A 17712-nucleotide genomic window follows, 5' to 3' on the forward strand; every position below is an offset into this window, starting at 1 on the left:
GGGAGCGCGGGTCAGTAGCGGGGGCGTGCGGTGTCTTCCGGCGCGTCGCCGTCGTCGATCGGCTGGCCGTATTTCATCCGACGCATCTTTTCCGCCACCCGCGCGATCTCGTCGGCCGGAAGGACCACCGGTTCACCGAACTGCTGGGCGTAGAGATACTGGCGGGCCAGAGTCTCCACCTCGACCGCCAGCGACAGGGCGGACTGCACAGTGGTGCCCAGCACGATCATACCGTGATTGGCCAGCAGGCAGGCCAGCCGCCCCTCCAGCGCCGTCAGGGCGTGATCTGACAGCTCCTGCGTGCCGAAGGTGGCGTAGGGAGCGCAGCGGATCGCATCCCCGCCGGCCAGCGCCACCATGTAATGGAAGGACGGGATGCCGCGGCCATGCACCGCCAGCGCGGTGGCGAAGGTCGGGTGGGCGTGGAGGACGACCGTCACGTCCGGCCGTGCCCGCAGGATGTCGCGGTGGATGCGCCATTCCGACGAGGGACGGCGGTTGCCGAGATAGGTGCCGTCGAAGCCCATTTCGACGATGTCGTCCGGAGCCATGGCGTCATAGGCCATGCTGGTCGGCGTGACGAGAAAGCCGCGGTCGATCCGGTGCGACAGGTTCCCCGACATGCCCTGATTGACGCCCAGCCGGTTCATGGCGAGGCAGCCGTCGATCAAGGCTTGGCGTTCGGCAAGGTGGCTGGTCATGGCGGCAGCGTCCGGGGTGGTGGGTAACCCCTACCCTAACCCTCCCTCGCTGGGCGGGGGAGGGGAGAAATGCTGATGAAGGAACGCCTTCCCTACTCCGCCGGCGTTCCGCGATGGTGTCCGTGCCGCACCTTCTCGCCGGTGACTTCCTCGACCCACAGCGAGTGGTGCTCGCGCGCCCATTGCAGTTCGACCTGACCGTCGCCCATGGCGGCGAAGGCGCCTTCCATGCCGACGGAGCCGATGTAGATGTGCGCCAGAATGATGGCGATCATCACCACGGCGATCGCGGCGTGGGCCAGTTGGTAGAGCTGCAGTTCCTCCAGCGTGGCGAAGCTGAAGGGGAAGACCAGTTGCACGCCGGTGAAGCCGAGCGCGGCACCGCCGACCACGGTGGCCCAGAAGATGACCTTCTGACCGCCGTTGAACTTGTGCGCCGGCGGGTGGACGCCCTTGGAGAACAGGCCGCCCGCCTTCAGGAACCAGGTCAGGTCATGGCGCGACGGGATGTTGTGCCCGACCCACATCACGAAGATCAGCGCCACGCCCAGGATGAAGGCGAAGCCGAGGAAATTGTGCGCCAGCTTGCCGTAATGGGTCAGGGCGGCGAACGGCTCCGGCCCGATCAGCGGCAGCAGCGTGTGCCGGCCGTACAGCACATTCAGGCCGGAAATGGCGAGCACGACGAAGCTGCCGGCGGTCATCCAATGCACACCACGCTCGAAGGCGTTGAAGCGCTGGATGGTGCGGCCGGTCTTCTGACCGTCGATGCGGATACGCCCGCGGACCAGGAGGAACAGCGCCAGCAGGGCCAGGATGCCACCGAGCACCCAGGAACCATACTGGCTGAGCGGGCCGTTGCGCACGGCGCGCCACGCCTCGCCTTCCGACTGGATCAGGACACCGGCCTGCTTGTTGGGGATCGAGACGGTGCCTTGCTCCCCCAGGCGGATGCCGTGCCAGGTGTCGGCACGGCTCTGCCCCGGGATCTGGGTCGGCACCGGCGGAGCGTCGCGGTCGATCTGCTGCTCCGCCACCGGCCCACCGACGCGGACGCTGGACTGGGCGGCTGCCGGCAGCGTGAGGCCGCCAGCAAAGCCGATCCCGAGCAGCAGAGCGGCAAGAGCCGACTTCATGCGATGACCTTCCATCGGACGCTCCCTATCGCACAGCCTGATAGGCGGTGCGCTGTTGCAGCGCCCGCACCTGCTCGGCGGTCAACGGCGTGTCGGCCGCACCCTGGTAGACGCCCTTGTCGAGATGGACCGGGCGCGGCGCCCCGTCCTCCTGGCAACCGGCCAGCAGGACAGCGGCGCCGAACGCCAGCAGGACGAGGCGCGTCACCGTCACAGCCCCTGCTTCTGCACAGGCAGGCCGCCGGCCGGACCGCCGGTGCCCTGGAACAGGGAGCCGCCGGGCTGGCCGCGCTCCTGACCCGACTTGGTCTGGTAGGCGGTGCCCCAGCCCCAGGCACCGGAACCGAAGCCGCGGGCGGCCACGCGCTCGCGGTAGATGTCCGACACCTTGTCGGCATCGCCGGCCAGCAGCGCCTTGGTCGAGCACATCTCGGCGCAGAGCGGCAGCTTGCCTTCGGCCAGACGGTTGCGGCCGTACTTCTTGAACTCCGCCTCCGAATTGTCGGCCTCCGGACCGCCGGAGCAGAAGGTGCACTTGTCCATCTTGCCGCGGGTGCCGAAATTGCCGGCCTGCGGGTATTGCGGCGCGCCGAACGGGCAGGCGTAGAAGCAGTAGCCGCAGCCGATGCACAGGTCCTTGTTGTGCAGGACCACGCCTTCGTCGGTCTGGTAGAAGCAGTCGACCGGACAGACCGCCTTGCAGGGCGCGTCGGAGCAATGCATGCAGGCGACCGAGATCGTCCGCTCCCCCGGCCGGCCGTCGTTGATGGTCACGACGCGGCGGCGGTTGATGCCCCAGGGCACCTCGTTCTCGTTCTTACAGGCGGTGACGCATGCGTTGCACTCGATGCAGCGCTCGGCGTCGCACAGGAATTTCATCCGGGCCATGGTTCAAACTCCCGCGCGTCAGGCCGCCTGGATGCGGCAAAGGGTGGTCTTGGTTTCCTGCATCTGGGTCACCGAATCATAGCCGTAGGTGGTCGCCGTGTTGGCGGCCTCGCCCAGCACGATCGGGTCGGCCCCGGCCGGGTATTTGGAGCGCAGATCCTGCCCCTGATACACGCCGCCGAAATGGAAGGGCATGAAGGCGACGCCGCGGCCGACCCGTTCGGTCACCATGGCCTTGACCTTCACCTTGCCCTTCTCCGGGCCTTCGACCCAGACCAGCTGGCCGTCCTTGACGCCGGCATTGTTGGCGTCGAACGGGTTGATCTCGACGAACATGTCCTGCTGCAGCTCGGCCAGCCAGGGGTTGGAGCGCGTCTCGTCGCCGCCGCCCTCATACTCGACCAGACGGCCGGAGGTGAGGATGATCGGGTATTCCTTCGACACGTCGCGGTCCTGGATGGACTTGTAGAGCGTCGGCACGCGCCAGGACTTGGTGTCCTTGTAGGTCGGATAGCTGGCGACCAGATCGCGGCGCGGGGTGTAGAGCGGCTCGCGGTGGATCGGAACCGGGTCCGGGAAGTTCCAGGCGACGCAGCGCGCCTTGGCGTTGCCGGGCGGGTTCAGGCCATGCTTGATCGCCACGCGCTGGATGCCGCCGGACAGGTCGGTGGTCCAGGACACCGCACCGATCTTTTCGCCGCCGATCTTCTGGATGACCGCCAGTTCCTCCGCCGTCAGGTCCTTGTCGAAGCCCAGCTTCTGGAGCATCGCCATGGTGACTTCCGGATAGCCGTCCTTGATCTCCGACCCTTCCGGATAGGAGCCCTCGGCCAGCAGCGTCACGCCGTTGCGCTCGACGCCGAAGCGGGCGCGGAAGGCGCCGCCGCCCTCGGCCACCGGCAGCGAGGTGTCGTAGAGGTTGGCGGAACCGGGATGCTTCATCTCCGGCGTGCCCCAGCAGGGCCAGGGCAGGCCGAAGTAATCGCCGTCGCACGGACCGCCGACGGCGCGCAGGGTCGTCTTGTCGAAGGTGCCCTGATGCTGCATGTGCAGCTTCAGCCGCTCCGGCGACTGGCCGGTGTAGCCGACCGACCACATGCCGCGGTTCCACTCGCGGGTGATGTCCTCGACCAGCGGCTCGTTGCCGTTGACCTTGATGTTCTTGACCAGATCCGCCGCGAAGCCGAACTTCTTGGCGAAGAGATACATGATCTCGTGGTCGGTCTTGGCCTCGAACAGCGGCTCGACGATCTTGTCGCGCCACTGCACCGAACGGTTGGACGCGGTGGCGGAGCCGGAGGTCTCGAACTGGGTCGCGGCCGGCAGCAGGTAGAAGTCGTTCTTGCGGTCGGGCAGCACCGCCGTCATCGTCGGATAGGGATCGACGACGACCAGCAGCTCCAGCTTCTCCATCGCCTTCTTCATGTCGGGCAGACGGACCTGGCTGTTCGGCGCGTGGCCCCAGAAGACCATGCCCTTGACCGGGTTCGGCTGGTCCAGGTTCTCCTTGGCTTCAAGCACGCCGTCGAACCAGCGCGACACCGGGATGCCGGTGCTCTCCATCAGCGCCTTGGAGCCGAAGCGCTTCTGGATGTCGTCATACGGGAGATCCCAGACGCGCGCCCAGTGGCGCCACGCGCCCTCGGCAAGGCCGTAATAGCCAGGCAGGCTGTCCGAGGTGACGCCGAAATCGGTCGCACCCTGGACGTTGTCGTGGCCGCGGAAGATGTTGGTGCCGCCGCCCGACACACCGACATTGCCCAGCGCCAGCTGCAGCACGCAATAGGCGCGGGTGTTGTTGTTGCCGATGTGGTGCTGGGTCCCGCCCATGCACCAGACCAGGGTGCCCGGACGGTTGGAGGCCAGGGTGCGGGCGACGCGGTGCAGCTGCGAGCCCGGAACGCCGGTGACGCGCTCCACCTCTTCCGGCGTCCACTTGGCGACCTCGGCGCGGATGTCGTCGAAGCCGTAGACGCGCTTGGCGATGTAGTCCTTGTCTTCCCAGCCGTTCTGCAGAACGTGCCAGAGGATGCCCCAGATCAGCGCCACGTCGGTGCCGGGACGGAAGCGGATGTATTCGTTGGCGTGGGCGGCGGTGCGGGTGAAGCGCGGATCGGCGACGATCAGCGGGGCCGCGTTCTGCTCCTTCGCCTTCAGCACATGCATCATGGCGACGGGATGCGCCTCGGCGGCGTTGGAGCCGATGAAGAACAGCGCGCGCGACTTCTGGATGTCGTTGTAGCTGTTCGTCATGGCGCCGTAACCCCAGACGTTCGCCACGCCGGCCACCGTGGTGGAGTGGCAGATTCGCGCCTGATGGTCGACGTTGTTGGTGCCCCACAGCGCCGCGAACTTGCGGAACAGATAGGCCTGCTCGTTGCTGTGCTTGGCCGAGCCGAGCCAGAACACCGAATCCGGGCCGGACTGCTCGCGGATCGACAGCAGCTTGGAGCCGACCTCCTCAATCGCCTGGTCCCAGCTGATGCGGGTCCACTTGCCGTCGACCATCTTCATCGGATAGCGCAGGCGGCGCTCGCCATGGGCGTGCTCGCGCACCGACGCGCCCTTGGCGCAGTGCGAACCGAGGTTGATCGGGCTGTCGAAGCCGGGCTCCTGGCCGATCCAGACGCCGTTCTGCACTTCGGCGACCACGGTGCAGCCGACCGAGCAATGGGTGCAGACCGTCTTGATCTGCTTCACCGGTGCCCCGGCGACGGCGGCGGCCGTGGCGGCGTCGGCCTTCTTCACCATCCCGAAGGGCATGGCCGAGGCCAGCGCGGCACCGCCGGCGGCGATGCCGGAGGTGCGCAGGAAGGCGCGGCGGTCGACCGTAACGCCGGTGGCGGAGGCCAGCGTCTGGGTGAGGGTACGGGCGAGATGGCGGCCGCCGGAGGTGGCCGAGCTTTTCTTGATGAGCATCGGGGCGTTCCTCTTAGAAGCGGCTGACTTCGTAGACCTTCCGGACATGGTCGGTCTCGCGGTAGCCCGTGGAGGTCGTCTCTGCCGGGGCGGCCTCGGCCGTTCCGCTCGTGGCGGTCACGCCGGCCGCGACGGCACCCAGAGCGCCGACGCCGAGACCGGCGACGCGGAACAGGTCGCGCCGGGCGAGCCCCTTTTCCGTGCTCTGAGCGTCCGTGCCCTGAATGTCCGTGTTCTGCTTTGCTGCTTCGTCCGTGGCTTTGACCGCGTTCCGCGTCATGGCTTCGCTCCTCACCTTTACGCCGCAAGGTCGAAGGCGCGCGCCTCGACCGCCAGAAAACTCCGTCCGACCGCACCGACCGCCCGATAGAAGCGGGCCGACGGCGAGGTCTCCAAATCCGCGAAGAACCGCCCGGCCCAGGAGCCGATGTGGCGGTCGAAGAAAGCCCGCTGCGCATCGAGGCCGGCGGTCCCGCCCTCCTCCGGCGCGAACTCGCCGGCGATCAGGCCGGCCATCATCTCGCACAGGGCGGCGATGTGGTCCTCCGGCTCCGTCACGCCATCGGCACGGGCGATGCCCAGCCGCGCCATATCGGCGCGCAGTTCCGCCAGCGGCTTCTCGTTCAGGAATCCGGTCAGGTAGAAGGAGCCGTAGGGCGTGCGCTCGCTGCCGCCGACACCGATGAAGAGGGTGGTGAACTCCTCCTCCACCGCCGCCGGGTCGCTGCCGCGCGCCGCATCGGCCAATTGGTCGAGCGCGGCGCCGAAGTCGCCGCCCTCCCCGACCAGTTCACTCAGCACCGTCAGAAACGCCGCATCGGGCGCGCGCGCCAGCAGGCGCGCCAGCAGGGCATAGACCTGCGCGCGAAGCAGTTCCTCCTCCGCGACCGCGGGAGAAACGGTGTGATCGACGGCCTTGGACACGCGCCGCAAACTCCTCCCGGACACAAGACGGGTGCATCGGCGTTCACGGTCCCGCCGCGCGCCGTCCTTGGACCCAAGGTCCTGCACCCCTTTTGATGCACCTGCGAAAAGCCGTTGCCTTACAGTGGCTTAGCGTTCGGCAGATGAATAATAGAAGGACTGAACCTGTTCTTTTGTCAACCAAGGACGCGCCCGAAAGTGGGGACAAATGAAACTTTATCGCGGCGCTATGTTCGCGCTGTCAGAGCGCCCCTGTGCTTTGAAGGGGTCCGCACTGGCGCGACGATCCGTCGCAATTTGAAAGTCGTTTTGCGAGGGGGAAGCTCCCTCTCCCTCCCCGGGAGAGGGAAGGATGAGGGGTGGCGCAAGGATCAGGCAGGTTCGGGACTCTTGGACTGCCCCTCACCCTCCCCGCTTTGCGGGTCCCCTCCCTCTCCCGGGACGGGAGAGGGCCCGCCTTGCTCCGCCACCTCGTCCAGCGTGTCGAGGAAGCCCTTGCCGACACGGTAGAGCGTCTTCACCGGCACCCCGCCGGTGAACAGGCTGGCGTAGTCGTCGGCGTAGTCCTTCAGCCCGTCGTCGTTGGCGTAGATCGGGTCGGAGGTCCACAGCTTGCGCAGCGCCTGGCGGTGCAGGTCCTCCGGCACCTCGGCGCGCAGGAAGGGGGTGAAGTCGGACTCGCCGGTCAGTTCCTCGATCGGCGGGAGGTCCTTCAACGGGTCTTCGGGTTCCGCATCCGGCTGGGCGGAATCGACCGGGATTTCATCGGCGACGACGACGGGAAGCTCCGCCGTCTCGTCGACCGGCGGGACCTCGACGGGAGTCGGCTCCGGCTTGACCGCCGTCCGTTTCAGACGCGACCAGCGCGACAGGAAGGCTTCGTCGCTCACCGCTGCCGGTCCTCCTTCTCGAAATGGCGCTTGCGCTCGCGCTTGTGGAAGGGGACATCGACATGATGCTGCTCGACGAAATCACGGACCAGCGCGATCACCTCCGCCGGCATCGGCACCGTCTCCACCACATCGGCACCGACCTGATAGCCCTCCCCCTCATGGGCGGATGCGGTGACGGTGAAGGGCACCAGTTCCTCGCCATCCGTGCCGGGGCCGACACCGGGGCGCATCACCACCCACAGGCGCGGCGGATCCTGCGACAGGTTCAGGCGGTAACCTTCGGTATCGGTGCGGAACAGTTCCAGCGTCAGGGTGGCGGCGTGGCTGTGGGTCCAGCCCTCCCCCTCCATCAGCACCCGGCCGGGCGGATCGACCGGGCCGGCGCCGGGGATGACCGACACCGGGCGCCAGCTCCAGTCGGCCCAGGCGGTGACGCCGCGGCGGCGTTCCACCACGATGCCCAGCGGCATGGTCTCGATGCGCTCAAGGGATTGGGTAACGGGCTTGTCCGTCATGACGCATGTCCCGCAGCCAGCAGGCGTTCCGCCTCGGCCAGATCCTCCGGCCGGTTGGTGTTGAAGAAGGGATCGACCGGATCGACGGCGAAGTCGGCGACGGCCAGCCGGTAACGGGCGGTCCAGGCATCGACCTTGCGGACGCCCTCCTCCACCATGGCGCGGCGCAGGTCGCCGGCCAGACGGATCGGCCACAGGCCGAAGACCGGATGGTCCTGCCCGCCCGAGCGGGCGCAGGCGAGGTCGGCGCCCTCATGCTCCAGCGCCGCCACCATGCGGGTGACGAGATCCCGCGGGATGAAAGGCGCGTCGGTGGCGAAGCTGGCGACCCAGGCGATGCCGGGCGCCGTGCCGCGCATCCACTCCATGCCGGTCAGCACGCCGGCGAGCGGGCCGGCATAGCCCTCCACCACATCCGCCGCCACCGGCAGGTGGAGATGGGCGAAGCGGGCCGGATCGCCGTTGGCGTTCAGCACCAGCGGCCCAACCTGCGGCCGGACGGTGGCGACGATGCGTTCCAGGATGCTGCGGTCGCCCAGCGGGCGCAGGCACTTGTCGCCGCCGCCCATCCGGCGCGACAGCCCGCCGGCCAGCAGCACGCCGCCGATGTCGGGGTGAACGGAGTTAGTCGTCATCGCGGCTTCCCTTGCGTCCATGCCGGGCATCCTCGTCGGTTGTTCCGGCGGCATCGGCATCGAAGACCAGCCGGTCGGTGCCGGCCAGCGCGATGAAGCGCTTGCCCTTGGCCCGGCCGACCAGCGTCAGGTTGGCCTGCCGCGCCAGATGCACGCCCCAGGCAGTGAAGCCGGAGCGCGAGACCAGGATCGGAATGCCCATCTGCACCGTCTTGATCACCATCTCGGATGTCAGGCGGCCGGTGGTGTAGAAAATCTTGTCCGACGCGGAAATGCCGTTTAGGTGCATGTAGCCGGCGACCTTGTCCACCGCGTTGTGACGGCCGACATCCTCCATATAGACCAGCGGCCGGTCGCCCTGGCACAGCACGCTGCCGTGGATGGCCCCGGCCTCCAGATACAGGCTGGGCTGCAGGTTGATCTGCTTGGACAGCGCGTAGATCCACGAGGTGTGGAGCCGGACGTCGGCCGGTAGCTTGACGGACTCGAAGGTCTCCATCACGTCGCCGAAGGCGGTGCCCTGGGCGCAGCCGGAGGTCAGCGTCTTCTTCTTCAGCTTGGATTCATAGTCGGTTGCGCGCTCGGTACGGACGACGACGGTGTCCGTTTCCTCGTCCACGTCGATGCCGGTGATGCGGTCGTCGCGCCGCAGCATGTTCTGGTTCAGCAGATAACCGACGGCCAGACAGTCCGGATAATCGCCGATCGTCATCATGGTGACGATCTCCTGCCCGTTCAGGTACAGGGTCAGCGGCCGTTCGACCGTGACCGAGGTCTCGATCTCGCGGCCGTCCTGGTCGAGGCCGCGGACGCGCTCGGTCAGCTTGGGGTTCGCCGGATCCGGCGCTATGGTGAAGGTCTTCAGGCTCATGGTCGGGCTCATGCGCGCGAGTGTGGGCGAGCGGCGTCCATCGGACAAGCCCCCGCCGGAACGATTTGAAAAGTGATTTGGACTGAATGCAGGATTTTTCCCAAGCCCTCGCCGTCGCTTTTTCCATGATCGTATCGATGGACGACGGGCTGATGCGGATCATCGGCCTGTCGCTGCGGGTCAGCCTGACCGCCGTCGCCATCGCCACGCTGATCGGCCTGCCGCTGGGCGCCGCCGTCGCGGCGTTGCGCTTTCCCGGCCGGCGCGCCGTCGCCATCACCTTGAACACCATGATGGGGCTGCCGCCGGTGGTGGTCGGGCTGGTGGTCTATCTGCTGCTGTCGCGCTCCGGCCCGTTCGGGGTGCTGGGTCTGCTGTTCACGCCGGCGGCGATGATCGTCGCCCAGACGGTGATGATCGTGCCGATCGTCGCCTCGCTCGCCCGCCAGACGGTGGAGGATCTGCTGGTCGAGTATGACGACCTGCTGCGCGTCGCCGGCGCCGGGCCGATCCGCCGGCTGGTTACCCTGCTGTCGGAAGCGCGCTGGAGCCTCGTCACCACCGTGCTGGCCGGATTCGGGCGCGCCTCGGCCGAGGTCGGGGCGGTGATGATCGTCGGCGGCAACATCGAGCATGTCACCCGCGTCATGACAACCGCCATCGCGCTGGAGACCAGCAAGGGCGACCTGCCGATGGCGCTGGGGTTGGGCATGGTGCTGATGACCCTGTCGCTGGCGGTCAACCTCGCCGCATCGCTGCTGAAGGAGGCGGGAGACAGGCCGGCCTGATCCGGGGGGCCGGTTTTTCCGCCATGCGGCAAAATCGACGGGAACCCGGCAAGGCTTTGCAGGGATTGCCGGCATACGATATGCCTCGTGGGCAACAACGCCTTTAGGGAGGAGTGACGCGATGCTGCGCCGTTCATTCGTGCTGGGGGTTGCCGCCGCGGCCCTGACCGGCCTGATCCAGGCAGCCGTCCCGCCGTCGGCGTCGGCCGCCGACCGCTTCATCACGGTGGCCTCCACCACCTCGACCGAGGATTCGGGACTGTTCGGCTCGATCCTGCCGAAATTCACCGCCAAGACCGGCATCGAGGTGCGGGTCGTCGCCAAGGGCACCGGTCAGGCCATCGACCTCGCCAAGCGCGGCGACGCCGACGTGCTGTTCGTCCATCACAAGCCGTCGGAGGACAAGTTCGTCGCCGAGGGCTTCTCCACCCTGCGCAAGCCGGTGATGTACAACGATTTCGTCATCGTCGGCCCGGCCAGCGACCCGGCCGGCGTCAAGGGCGGCAAGGACGTCGCCGCGGCGCTGTCGAAGATCGCCGAGGCCAGGGCCCCCTTCGTGTCGCGCGGCGACGACAGCGGCACGAACAAGGCCGAACTCGCCCTGTGGAAGACGGCCAATCTCGATCCTGCCAAGGCGGATGGCGGCTGGTACCGCTCCATCGGCCAGGGCATGGGTCCGACGCTGAACACCGCCGCGGCGATGAACGGCTATACCCTGACCGACCGCGGCACCTGGCTGAACTTCAGGAACCGCGGCCCGCTGACGGTGTTGGTGGAGGGCGACAAGCGCCTGTTCAATCAATATGGCGTGATGCTGGTCAACCCGGCCAAGTTCCCCCACGTCAAGGCGGCCGACGGTCAGGCCTTCGTCGACTGGCTGGTCTCGGCGGAAGGCCAGAAGGCCATCGCCGACTACACCATCAATGGCGAACAGCTGTTCTTCCCCAACGCCAACGAGCCGGGGGCGTAAGGAGCGGCGGGTTCCTGCGATCCCGCTGTCCGGTAGGGTCGCAGGAACTGTCCAGTCAGCGTTTATCCGGACCGGCCCCAATAAGATTCCCGTTCCCATCGCGCCGCATTCCCCCATATGAGTGTCCTCAGGCCAGGGGCGTCAGCCCCAAGCGACGGGAGTTTTGGGGACGATGAAGATCGGCGATCGGACGGTGCTCGCCTGCGATTGTGCGCACAGCATCGCGCTGGACGGGGCGGCGCTCGGCAAGGCATGCGGCGACGGCAGCGTTCCCACCGTGCATACCCAGCTGTGCCGGGCGCAGCTCGACCGATTCGAGGCGGCGGTCGCCACCGGGCAGCCGCTGCTGGTCGCCTGCACCCAGGAAGCGCCACTTTTCAGCGAAGTCGCGGCGGAGGTGGCGCCCGATACGTCCCTGACCTTCACCAACATCCGCGAGCGCGCCGGCTGGTCGGACGAGGGCGAACTGGCGCTGCCGAAGATCGCGGCATTGCTGGCCGAGGCCGCCCTGCCGATCCCACCGACCGGTGCCCTGACCCTGACCTCGCAGGGCACCTGCCTGGTCTATGGCAATGACGAACGCGCCATCGAGGCCGGGCGGGAACTGGCCAAGCGGCTCGACGTCACGGTCCTGCTGACCAGCCCCAAGGACATCGCGCCGCCGCCGGTGATGGACGTAGCGATCTTCCGCGGCCGCATCCGCGCCGCCCGCGGCTGGGTCGGCGCCTTCGAGATCGTGGTCGACGATTACGCTCCCGCCCTCCCCTCCTCGCGCGGGGCGCTGGGGTTCGAGCCGGTGCGGCAGGGGGCGTCGGCCCGCTGCGACCTGATCCTCGACCTGACCGGCGGCACGCCGCTGTTTCCCGATCACAAGCGCCGCGACGGCTACCTGCGCCCCGACCCCAACAGCCCGACCCAGGTGGCCAAGGCGCTGCTGGAGATCACCGATCTGGTCGGCGAGTTCGAGAAGCCGCGCTTCGTCGACTTCAAGGCCGATCTCTGCGCCCATTCGCGCAGCCGCAAGACCGGCTGCACCCGCTGCCTGGACGTCTGCCCGACCGGGGCGATCACGCCGAACGGCGACCATGTCGCCATCGATCCGCATGTCTGCGCCGGCTGCGGGTCCTGCGCCGCGGTCTGCCCGACCGGGGCTGCGACCTATGCCCTGCCGCCGGCCGCCACTGTCTATGAGCGGCTGCGCACGCTGCTGGGCACCTACCGGAAGGCCGGCGGCGGCGCCCCCGCCCTGCTGATCCACGACCCGCGCCACGGCGATGCGCTGGTCGGCATGATGGCTCGGCATGGCCGCGGCCTGCCGGCCCGCGTGCTGCCCTTCGCGCTGAACGAGGTGACGCAGGTCGGCTTCGACCTGTTCGCGTTGGCGCTGGCCTATGGCTGCACCCATGTCCGCATCCTGACCGGACCGGAGAACGAGGGGGAGACCGCCGGCCTCGCCAACCAGATCGGGCTGGCGGAGGCCGCCTTCAGCGGGCTGGGCTACGGCTCCGGCCGGGTGGCGGTGATCGACGCCGCCGATCCCGACGCGGTGGCCGACGAGCTTTGGAGCCTGCCGGCGGACACCGTCGAGGCCGGGATGTTCCTGCCGATGGGGCCGAAGCGCACGGTGACCATGCTGGCGCTGCGCCACCTGCACAAGGTCGCTCCCGCACCGGTGGAGGTTCTGCCGCTGCCGCCGGGCGCTCCCTTCGGCCGTGTGTCGGTGGATGTGGCGGGCTGCACGCTTTGCCTCTCCTGCGTCGGCGCCTGCCCGACCGGGGCGCTGCTCGACAATGCCGACAAGCCGATGCTGTCCTTCGCCCAGGACGCCTGCGTGCAGTGCGGCCTGTGCAAGACCACCTGCCCGGAGAAGGTCATCTCGCTGGTGCCGGAGATCGATTTCCGCGATCAGGCGCGCGGTGCGACGGTGGTGAAGGAGGAGGAACCCTTCTGCTGCGTGTCCTGCGGCAAGCCCTTCGCCACGAAGTCCTCGATCGAGAAGATCGTGACCACGCTGGCGGGCAAGCACTGGATGTTCGCGACGCCGGAGGCCGCCAACCGCATCCGCATGTGCGAGGACTGCCGCGTGCGCGACCAGTTCGAACGCGGGAACGAGCCCTTCTCCCTGGGCCGCCCGCCGGTGCCGCGCACCACCGACGACGACCTGCGCGAACGCGAGGAAGCCGAACGGGAAGCACAACTGGCGGCCGTGCGACAAAAGCTGATCTGATGCCGGTCCCTCTTGATCGCAGTCAAAGTCGGCATACCGTGATGTGGAATAGGGTCCCGTTACCGTTGCACATCGTGCGTGTGGCGAACATATACTGTGATCGCCCGGCAAGGGCCGCCCGTGGAGTACAGCGATGATCGATCCCGTGTCCCAAGCCCAGTCGCCGGCCAGCCTCGCCCCGCTCGTCGACCCGTTCGGCCGCAAGGTGGAGTACCTGCGCGTCTCGGTGACCGACCGCTGCGACCTTCGCTGCGTCTACTGCATGGCGGAGGACATGAGTTTCCTGCCGAAGGCGGAGGTGCTGACGCTGGAGGAGCTGGACCGGCTGTGCACCGCCTTCGTCAAGCTGGGCACGCGCAAGCTGCGGCTGACCGGCGGCGAACCGCTGGTGCGGCGTGACGTGATGCGGCTGATCCGCTCGCTGGGCCGCCACATCGAATCGGGCGACCTGGACGAGCTGACGCTGACCACCAACGGCACCATGCTGTTCAAGCACGCCGCCGGGCTGTACGAGGCGGGAGTGCGGCGGATCAACGTGTCGCTGGACACGCTCGACCCGCACAAGTTCCAGGCGATCACCCGCTGGGGCAAGCTGGACAAGATCCTGGGCGGCATCCAGGCGGCCAAGGACGCCGGGCTGAAGATCAAGATCAACACGGTGGCGCTGAAGGGCGTCAACGACGACGAAATCCACCGCATGGTGGCGTGGTGCGGCGAGGAAGGCTTCGACCTGACCTTCATCGAGGTGATGCCGATGGGCGACATCGGCGAGGGCGCCCGGCTCGACCAGTATTGGCCGCTGACCATGCTGAAGGCCGAGTTGCAGAAGCGCTGGACCCTGACCGAGAGCGACCACCGCACCGGCGGCCCGGCCCGCTATGTCCGGGTGGAGGAGACCGGCCAGCGCGTCGGCTTCATCACGCCGCTGACCCACAATTTCTGCGAAAGCTGCAACCGCGTGCGGCTGACCTGCACCGGTACGCTCTACATGTGCCTGGGCCAGGAGGACGCCGCCGACCTGCGCACGCCGCTGCGCGTCAGCGACGAGGACGGCCCGCTGGTCGACGCGGTGCGCGAGGCGATCACCCGCAAGCCCAAGGGCCACGACTTCATCATCGACCGCCGCCACCAGGGTCCGGCCGTCGGTCGGCATATGAGTGTGACGGGGGGGTGAGATCGGGGGGCATCAGACCCCCTCCCCGGCAACCAACCAAGAGCGAGCACCGCCATGCCCCTGCCCTTCCTGTCCGGATTGCGCGTCGTCGACCTTGGGCAGTATCTGCCCGGCCCCTATGCGGCACAATTGCTGGGCGACCTCGGCGCCACGGTGGTGAAGGTGGAGCCGCCGGGCGGCGATCCGCTGCGCCGGCTGGGTCCCGTCGACAGCGACGGCACCACCGCCGCCTACAAGCTGCTGAATGCCGGCAAGACCGTCATCCGCATCGACCTGAAATCGGCCGACGGGCGCGCGGCGCTGGAAGGGTTGCTGGCGAAGGCCGACGCGCTGATCGAAAGCTACCGCCCCGGCGTGATGGACAAGCTGGGGCTGGGGCGCGAGCGGCTGCGGGAGATCAACCCCCGGCTGGTCCATGCCAGCCTGTCCGGCTGGGGCTATGACGGCCCCTATGCGACGCGGGCCGGGCACGACCTGAATTACATGGCGGTCGGCGGCGGGCTGGATGCCTCCGGGCTGCCGGACCGGCCGGTCATCAGCTATCTGCCGGTGGCCGATTTCGCCTCGGCCCAACAGACGGCGCTGGCGGTGGCGGGCGCGCTGCTGGGGCGCGAACGGACGGGAGAGGGCTGCTTCCTCGACCTGTCGATCATGGAATCGGTGCTGGGCTGGCAGGGCTTGACCCTGACCGCGGCGGCGCGCGGCACCATGCCCAATCGCGGCGAGGCGCTTCTGTCGGGCGGGGCCGCCTGCTACCGCATCTATCGCACCGCGGACGGCCGCTTCGTCACCCTGTCGGCGCTGGAGGCCAAGTTCTGGGCCGGCTTCTGCGAGGCCGTCGGCCGTCCCGACTGGATCGCCCGGCAGGAGGATCCCCTGCCCCAGACCGAACTGACGGCGGAACTGGACGCCCTGTTCGCCACCCGGACGCTGGCGGAGTGGAAAGCCCTGCTCGATCCGGTCGATTGCTGTTTCGAGGCGTTGCCCGAACTGACGGAGGTGTCGGACCACCCGCACATCGCCGCCCGCGGGCAGGTCCGCGTCTCAGCCGGCCCGGAGCCGCTGGTGGAGACGCTGATGGGCCTGCGCGTCGACGGCGCCCCGCCGCCGGCACGCGCACCCCTGCGGGAAAGCGACGCCGCGGCAGTGCTGGCCGGCTGGGAGTAAGCCTCAGCCCTCCCGACGGTAGGGCGACAGTTCCTCGTCCAGCGCCTCGATCTCGGCTTCCACGGCGGGACGCTCCTGCTGAAGGTAACGCTCCACCGCGCGGCGGAAGCCGGGGTCGACGATCCAATGGGCGCTGTAGGTCGGCACCGGCAGATAGCCGCGCTGGATCTTGTGCTCTCCCTGGGCGCCGGCCTCGACGCGCGCCAGCCCACGTTCGATGGCGAAGTCCAGCGCGCGGTAATAGCACGCCTCGAAATGCAGGAAGCGGTAACGCCCGTCGGAACCCCAGTTGCGGCCGTACAGCGCATCGTCGCCCAGCAGGTTCAGCGCGCCGGCCACCCATTCCCCGCCATCCTCGCACATCACCAGAACCACCCGGTCGGCCATGGTCCGGCCCAGCAGGTCGAAGAAGCGGCGGTTGAGATAGCCGCCGCCCCATTTGCGGTCGGCGGTGTCGAGGTAGAAGCGGTGGAAGGCGTCCCAATGTTCCGGCTTCAGCTCGTCGCCGGTCAGGGTGTGCAGGCGCACGCTGCTCTCCGCGACCTCGCGCCGTTCCTTGCGGATCGCCTTGCGCTTGCGGGAGTTCAGCGCCTCCAGGAACTCGTCGAAGCTGCCGTAACCGCGGTTGTGCCAATGGTATTGCACGCCCAGCCGCTTCAGCCAGCCGGCCTTGCCCAACCGGTCCCACTCCCCGCGCTCCGGAAAGGTGACGTGGGCGGAGGAGACGCCGTAACGCTCCGCCACCTGCTCCAGCGCCGAGATCAGTGCGTCGACAACGGCATCGGCCCGTGGACCGGGCGCCACCAGCAGCCGCGGCCCCGGCACCGGCGTGAAGGGCACCGCCACCTGAAGCTTGGGGTAATAGCTGCCGCCCGCCCGCTCATAGGCGTTGGCCCAGGCATGGTCGAAGACATACTCGCCGTAGGAATGGCTTTTCAGATAGGCCGGCACCGCGCCCACCATGCGGCCGGAGCCGTCATAGGCGGCGAGATGGCTGGGCTGCCAGCCGGACTTGCGGCCCGCCGATCCCGACTCCTCCAGCGCCAGGAGGAAGGCGTGGGAGAGGAAGGGGTTGCCGGGACCGGCACAGGCGTCCCAGCCCTGCTGGTCCGCCTCGCCGATCCCGGTCAGAACCTTGACGGTGATGGCATCGTTGCCGTCGGGCATGCATGCGTCTCCTTGAACACTGGCAAGGAGGTAGGCCTCATGCCGCACTACAGCAAGACGCCGTCACCGCCGTAAATCCATCAGGGCGCTTCCCTCAGGCCACTTCCAGAATCGCGTCGACCTCGACCGCGACGTTGCCGGGCAGCGACGGGGCGCCGACGGCGGCGCGGGCGTGCTGGCCGGCCTCGCCGAAGACGTCGCGCATCAGCTCCGACGCACCGTTGATGACCAGCGGATGGTCGTGGAAGTCGGCACCGGAGTTGACGAAGCCGCCCAGCCGCAGCACGCGGGTGACGCGGTCCAGGTCGCCGCCCAGCGCGGCCTTGGCCTGGGCCAGGATGTTCAGCGCGCACAGGCGTGCGGCTTCCTTGCCCTGCTCGACCGTGAAGTCCTGGCCGACCTTGCCGACGAACTTGCGCTCGCCGTTCCAGACCGTCACCTGGCCCGAGATGTAGAGGGTGTTGCCCGAACGGGTGTAGGGCACATAGGCGGCCACCGGGGCGGCAGCCTGCGGCAACTCGATGCCCAGCTCCGCCAGGCGTGCGTCGATCCGACCGGTCATGATGCTTCTCCCTTCCCTGCTTTGGCCCGCGTCGGGGCCATGCGTTCGATGTTTGGGACGTGGTTTGGAGCCCGACCATAGCCGCCCATGTCGGCCGGTGGGAAGATTCTTGCCGCCCCCGGCATCGGCAGAACCGTCCATCACCGGCAAAAGATTCCGGGAAACTATTGCGGCC

The 17712-nt window shown here is 68.2% G+C and carries 18 protein-coding genes; 5 read left to right on the forward strand and 13 right to left on the reverse strand.

Going from position 1 to position 17712, the window contains the following annotated elements; genetic code table 11:
- Nucleotides 1-11: 11 nt before the first annotated feature.
- From FZ938_RS04675 to fdhD, 11 genes are all read right to left on the reverse strand, one after another.
- Nucleotides 12-701: a class II aldolase/adducin family protein gene (locus FZ938_RS04675; RefSeq protein WP_149197444.1), complete on the reverse strand. Its 690-nt coding sequence runs from the start codon at nucleotides 699-701 to the stop codon at nucleotides 12-14.
- Between the two features lie 92 nt (nucleotides 702-793).
- The gene (locus FZ938_RS04680) at nucleotides 794-1837 is read right to left on the reverse strand and encodes a formate dehydrogenase subunit gamma (RefSeq protein ID WP_149197445.1); all 1044 of its coding nucleotides are present in this window, start codon (nucleotides 1835-1837) and stop codon (nucleotides 794-796) included.
- A gap of 25 nt (nucleotides 1838-1862) precedes the next feature.
- A complete protein-coding gene (locus FZ938_RS04685; protein WP_143266735.1) occupies nucleotides 1863-2045 on the reverse strand; it encodes a hypothetical protein in 183 nt (60 codons plus the stop codon).
- Nucleotides 2046-2047: 2 nt separating this feature from the next.
- Nucleotides 2048-2725, reverse strand: a complete 678-nt coding sequence (gene fdh3B / locus FZ938_RS04690; protein WP_149197446.1) for a formate dehydrogenase FDH3 subunit beta — start codon at nucleotides 2723-2725, stop codon at nucleotides 2048-2050.
- A gap of 18 nt (nucleotides 2726-2743) precedes the next feature.
- Nucleotides 2744-5644, reverse strand: coding sequence for a formate dehydrogenase subunit alpha (locus tag FZ938_RS04695; RefSeq protein WP_149197447.1), 2901 nt, complete (start codon nucleotides 5642-5644; stop codon nucleotides 2744-2746).
- Nucleotides 5645-5657: 13 nt separating this feature from the next.
- Nucleotides 5658-5924, reverse strand: coding sequence for a hypothetical protein (locus FZ938_RS04700; protein WP_246457521.1), 267 nt, complete (start codon nucleotides 5922-5924; stop codon nucleotides 5658-5660).
- A 17-nt stretch (nucleotides 5925-5941) separates the two neighbouring features.
- Nucleotides 5942-6568: a TorD/DmsD family molecular chaperone gene (locus FZ938_RS04705; protein ID WP_149197448.1), complete on the reverse strand. Its 627-nt coding sequence runs from the start codon at nucleotides 6566-6568 to the stop codon at nucleotides 5942-5944.
- Between the two features lie 371 nt (nucleotides 6569-6939).
- On the reverse strand, nucleotides 6940-7458 hold the full coding sequence (locus FZ938_RS04710) for a DUF3306 domain-containing protein (RefSeq protein WP_149197449.1): 519 nt from the start codon (nucleotides 7456-7458) through the stop codon (nucleotides 6940-6942).
- The gene (locus tag FZ938_RS04715; RefSeq protein ID WP_149197450.1) at nucleotides 7455-7976 is read right to left on the reverse strand and encodes a DUF3305 domain-containing protein; all 522 of its coding nucleotides are present in this window, start codon (nucleotides 7974-7976) and stop codon (nucleotides 7455-7457) included. The genes FZ938_RS04710 and FZ938_RS04715 overlap by 4 nt, the downstream gene beginning before the upstream one ends.
- Nucleotides 7973-8611, reverse strand: coding sequence for a molybdenum cofactor guanylyltransferase MobA (gene mobA / locus FZ938_RS04720; protein ID WP_149197451.1), 639 nt, complete (start codon nucleotides 8609-8611; stop codon nucleotides 7973-7975). The genes FZ938_RS04715 and mobA overlap by 4 nt, the downstream gene beginning before the upstream one ends.
- Complete coding sequence (fdhD, locus tag FZ938_RS04725) at nucleotides 8601-9482, reverse strand: formate dehydrogenase accessory sulfurtransferase FdhD (protein WP_149197452.1); 882 nt, start codon at nucleotides 9480-9482, stop codon at nucleotides 8601-8603. The genes mobA and fdhD overlap by 11 nt, the downstream gene beginning before the upstream one ends.
- An 86-nt stretch (nucleotides 9483-9568) precedes the next feature.
- Between fdhD and FZ938_RS04730 the strand changes: the two genes are divergently transcribed.
- The 5 genes from FZ938_RS04730 to FZ938_RS04750 all read left to right on the forward strand — a co-directional run bounded on the left by FZ938_RS04730 (nucleotide 9569) and on the right by FZ938_RS04750 (nucleotide 15808).
- Nucleotides 9569-10270: an ABC transporter permease gene (locus FZ938_RS04730; RefSeq protein WP_149197453.1), complete on the forward strand. Its 702-nt coding sequence runs from the start codon at nucleotides 9569-9571 to the stop codon at nucleotides 10268-10270.
- Between the two features lie 121 nt (nucleotides 10271-10391).
- A complete protein-coding gene (locus tag FZ938_RS04735; RefSeq protein WP_149197454.1) occupies nucleotides 10392-11240 on the forward strand; it encodes an ABC transporter substrate-binding protein in 849 nt (282 codons plus the stop codon).
- A gap of 172 nt (nucleotides 11241-11412) precedes the next feature.
- Complete coding sequence (locus tag FZ938_RS04740; RefSeq protein ID WP_149197455.1) at nucleotides 11413-13467, forward strand: 4Fe-4S dicluster domain-containing protein; 2055 nt, start codon at nucleotides 11413-11415, stop codon at nucleotides 13465-13467.
- Nucleotides 13468-13600: 133 nt separating this feature from the next.
- On the forward strand, nucleotides 13601-14641 hold the full coding sequence (moaA, locus tag FZ938_RS04745) for a GTP 3',8-cyclase MoaA (protein ID WP_149197456.1): 1041 nt from the start codon (nucleotides 13601-13603) through the stop codon (nucleotides 14639-14641).
- Between the two features lie 54 nt (nucleotides 14642-14695).
- Nucleotides 14696-15808, forward strand: coding sequence for a CaiB/BaiF CoA transferase family protein (locus FZ938_RS04750; protein ID WP_149197457.1), 1113 nt, complete (start codon nucleotides 14696-14698; stop codon nucleotides 15806-15808).
- 3 nt (nucleotides 15809-15811) lie between these two features.
- On the opposite strand, the gene FZ938_RS04755 is transcribed toward FZ938_RS04750, so the two are convergent.
- On the reverse strand, nucleotides 15812-16975 hold the full coding sequence (locus FZ938_RS04755; RefSeq protein ID WP_149197458.1) for a GNAT family N-acetyltransferase: 1164 nt from the start codon (nucleotides 16973-16975) through the stop codon (nucleotides 15812-15814).
- A 94-nt stretch (nucleotides 16976-17069) separates the two neighbouring features.
- The gene (locus FZ938_RS04760; protein WP_085088381.1) at nucleotides 17070-17537 is read right to left on the reverse strand and encodes a RidA family protein; all 468 of its coding nucleotides are present in this window, start codon (nucleotides 17535-17537) and stop codon (nucleotides 17070-17072) included.
- Nucleotides 17538-17712: the final 175 nt, after the last annotated feature.

It is taken from the genome of Azospirillum oryzae (genome assembly GCF_008364795.1).
Taxonomy (GTDB): domain Bacteria; phylum Pseudomonadota; class Alphaproteobacteria; order Azospirillales; family Azospirillaceae; genus Azospirillum; species Azospirillum oryzae.

Excerpts from the sequence above, each read along its gene's own strand:
- FZ938_RS04675 (WP_149197444.1), bottom strand. The coding sequence starts at position 701 with ATGACCAGCCACCTTGCCGAACGCCAAGCCTTGATCGACGGCTGCCTC.
- FZ938_RS04680 (WP_149197445.1), bottom strand. The coding sequence starts at position 1,837 with ATGAAGTCGGCTCTTGCCGCTCTGCTGCTCGGGATCGGCTTTGCTGGC.
- fdh3B (WP_149197446.1), bottom strand. The coding sequence starts at position 2,725 with ATGGCCCGGATGAAATTCCTGTGCGACGCCGAGCGCTGCATCGAGTGC.
- FZ938_RS04695 (WP_149197447.1), bottom strand. The coding sequence starts at position 5,644 with ATGCTCATCAAGAAAAGCTCGGCCACCTCCGGCGGCCGCCATCTCGCC.
- FZ938_RS04700 (WP_246457521.1), bottom strand. The coding sequence starts at position 5,924 with ATGACGCGGAACGCGGTCAAAGCCACGGACGAAGCAGCAAAGCAGAAC.
- FZ938_RS04715 (WP_149197450.1), bottom strand. The coding sequence starts at position 7,976 with ATGACGGACAAGCCCGTTACCCAATCCCTTGAGCGCATCGAGACCATG.
- mobA (WP_149197451.1), bottom strand. The coding sequence starts at position 8,611 with ATGACGACTAACTCCGTTCACCCCGACATCGGCGGCGTGCTGCTGGCC.
- fdhD (WP_149197452.1), bottom strand. The coding sequence starts at position 9,482 with ATGAGCCTGAAGACCTTCACCATAGCGCCGGATCCGGCGAACCCCAAG.
- FZ938_RS04730 (WP_149197453.1), top strand. The coding sequence starts at position 9,569 with ATGCAGGATTTTTCCCAAGCCCTCGCCGTCGCTTTTTCCATGATCGTA.
- FZ938_RS04735 (WP_149197454.1), top strand. The coding sequence starts at position 10,392 with ATGCTGCGCCGTTCATTCGTGCTGGGGGTTGCCGCCGCGGCCCTGACC.
- FZ938_RS04740 (WP_149197455.1), top strand. The coding sequence starts at position 11,413 with ATGAAGATCGGCGATCGGACGGTGCTCGCCTGCGATTGTGCGCACAGC.
- moaA (WP_149197456.1), top strand. The coding sequence starts at position 13,601 with ATGATCGATCCCGTGTCCCAAGCCCAGTCGCCGGCCAGCCTCGCCCCG.
- FZ938_RS04750 (WP_149197457.1), top strand. The coding sequence starts at position 14,696 with ATGCCCCTGCCCTTCCTGTCCGGATTGCGCGTCGTCGACCTTGGGCAG.
- FZ938_RS04755 (WP_149197458.1), bottom strand. The coding sequence starts at position 16,975 with ATGCCCGACGGCAACGATGCCATCACCGTCAAGGTTCTGACCGGGATC.
- FZ938_RS04760 (WP_085088381.1), bottom strand. The coding sequence starts at position 17,537 with ATGACCGGTCGGATCGACGCACGCCTGGCGGAGCTGGGCATCGAGTTG.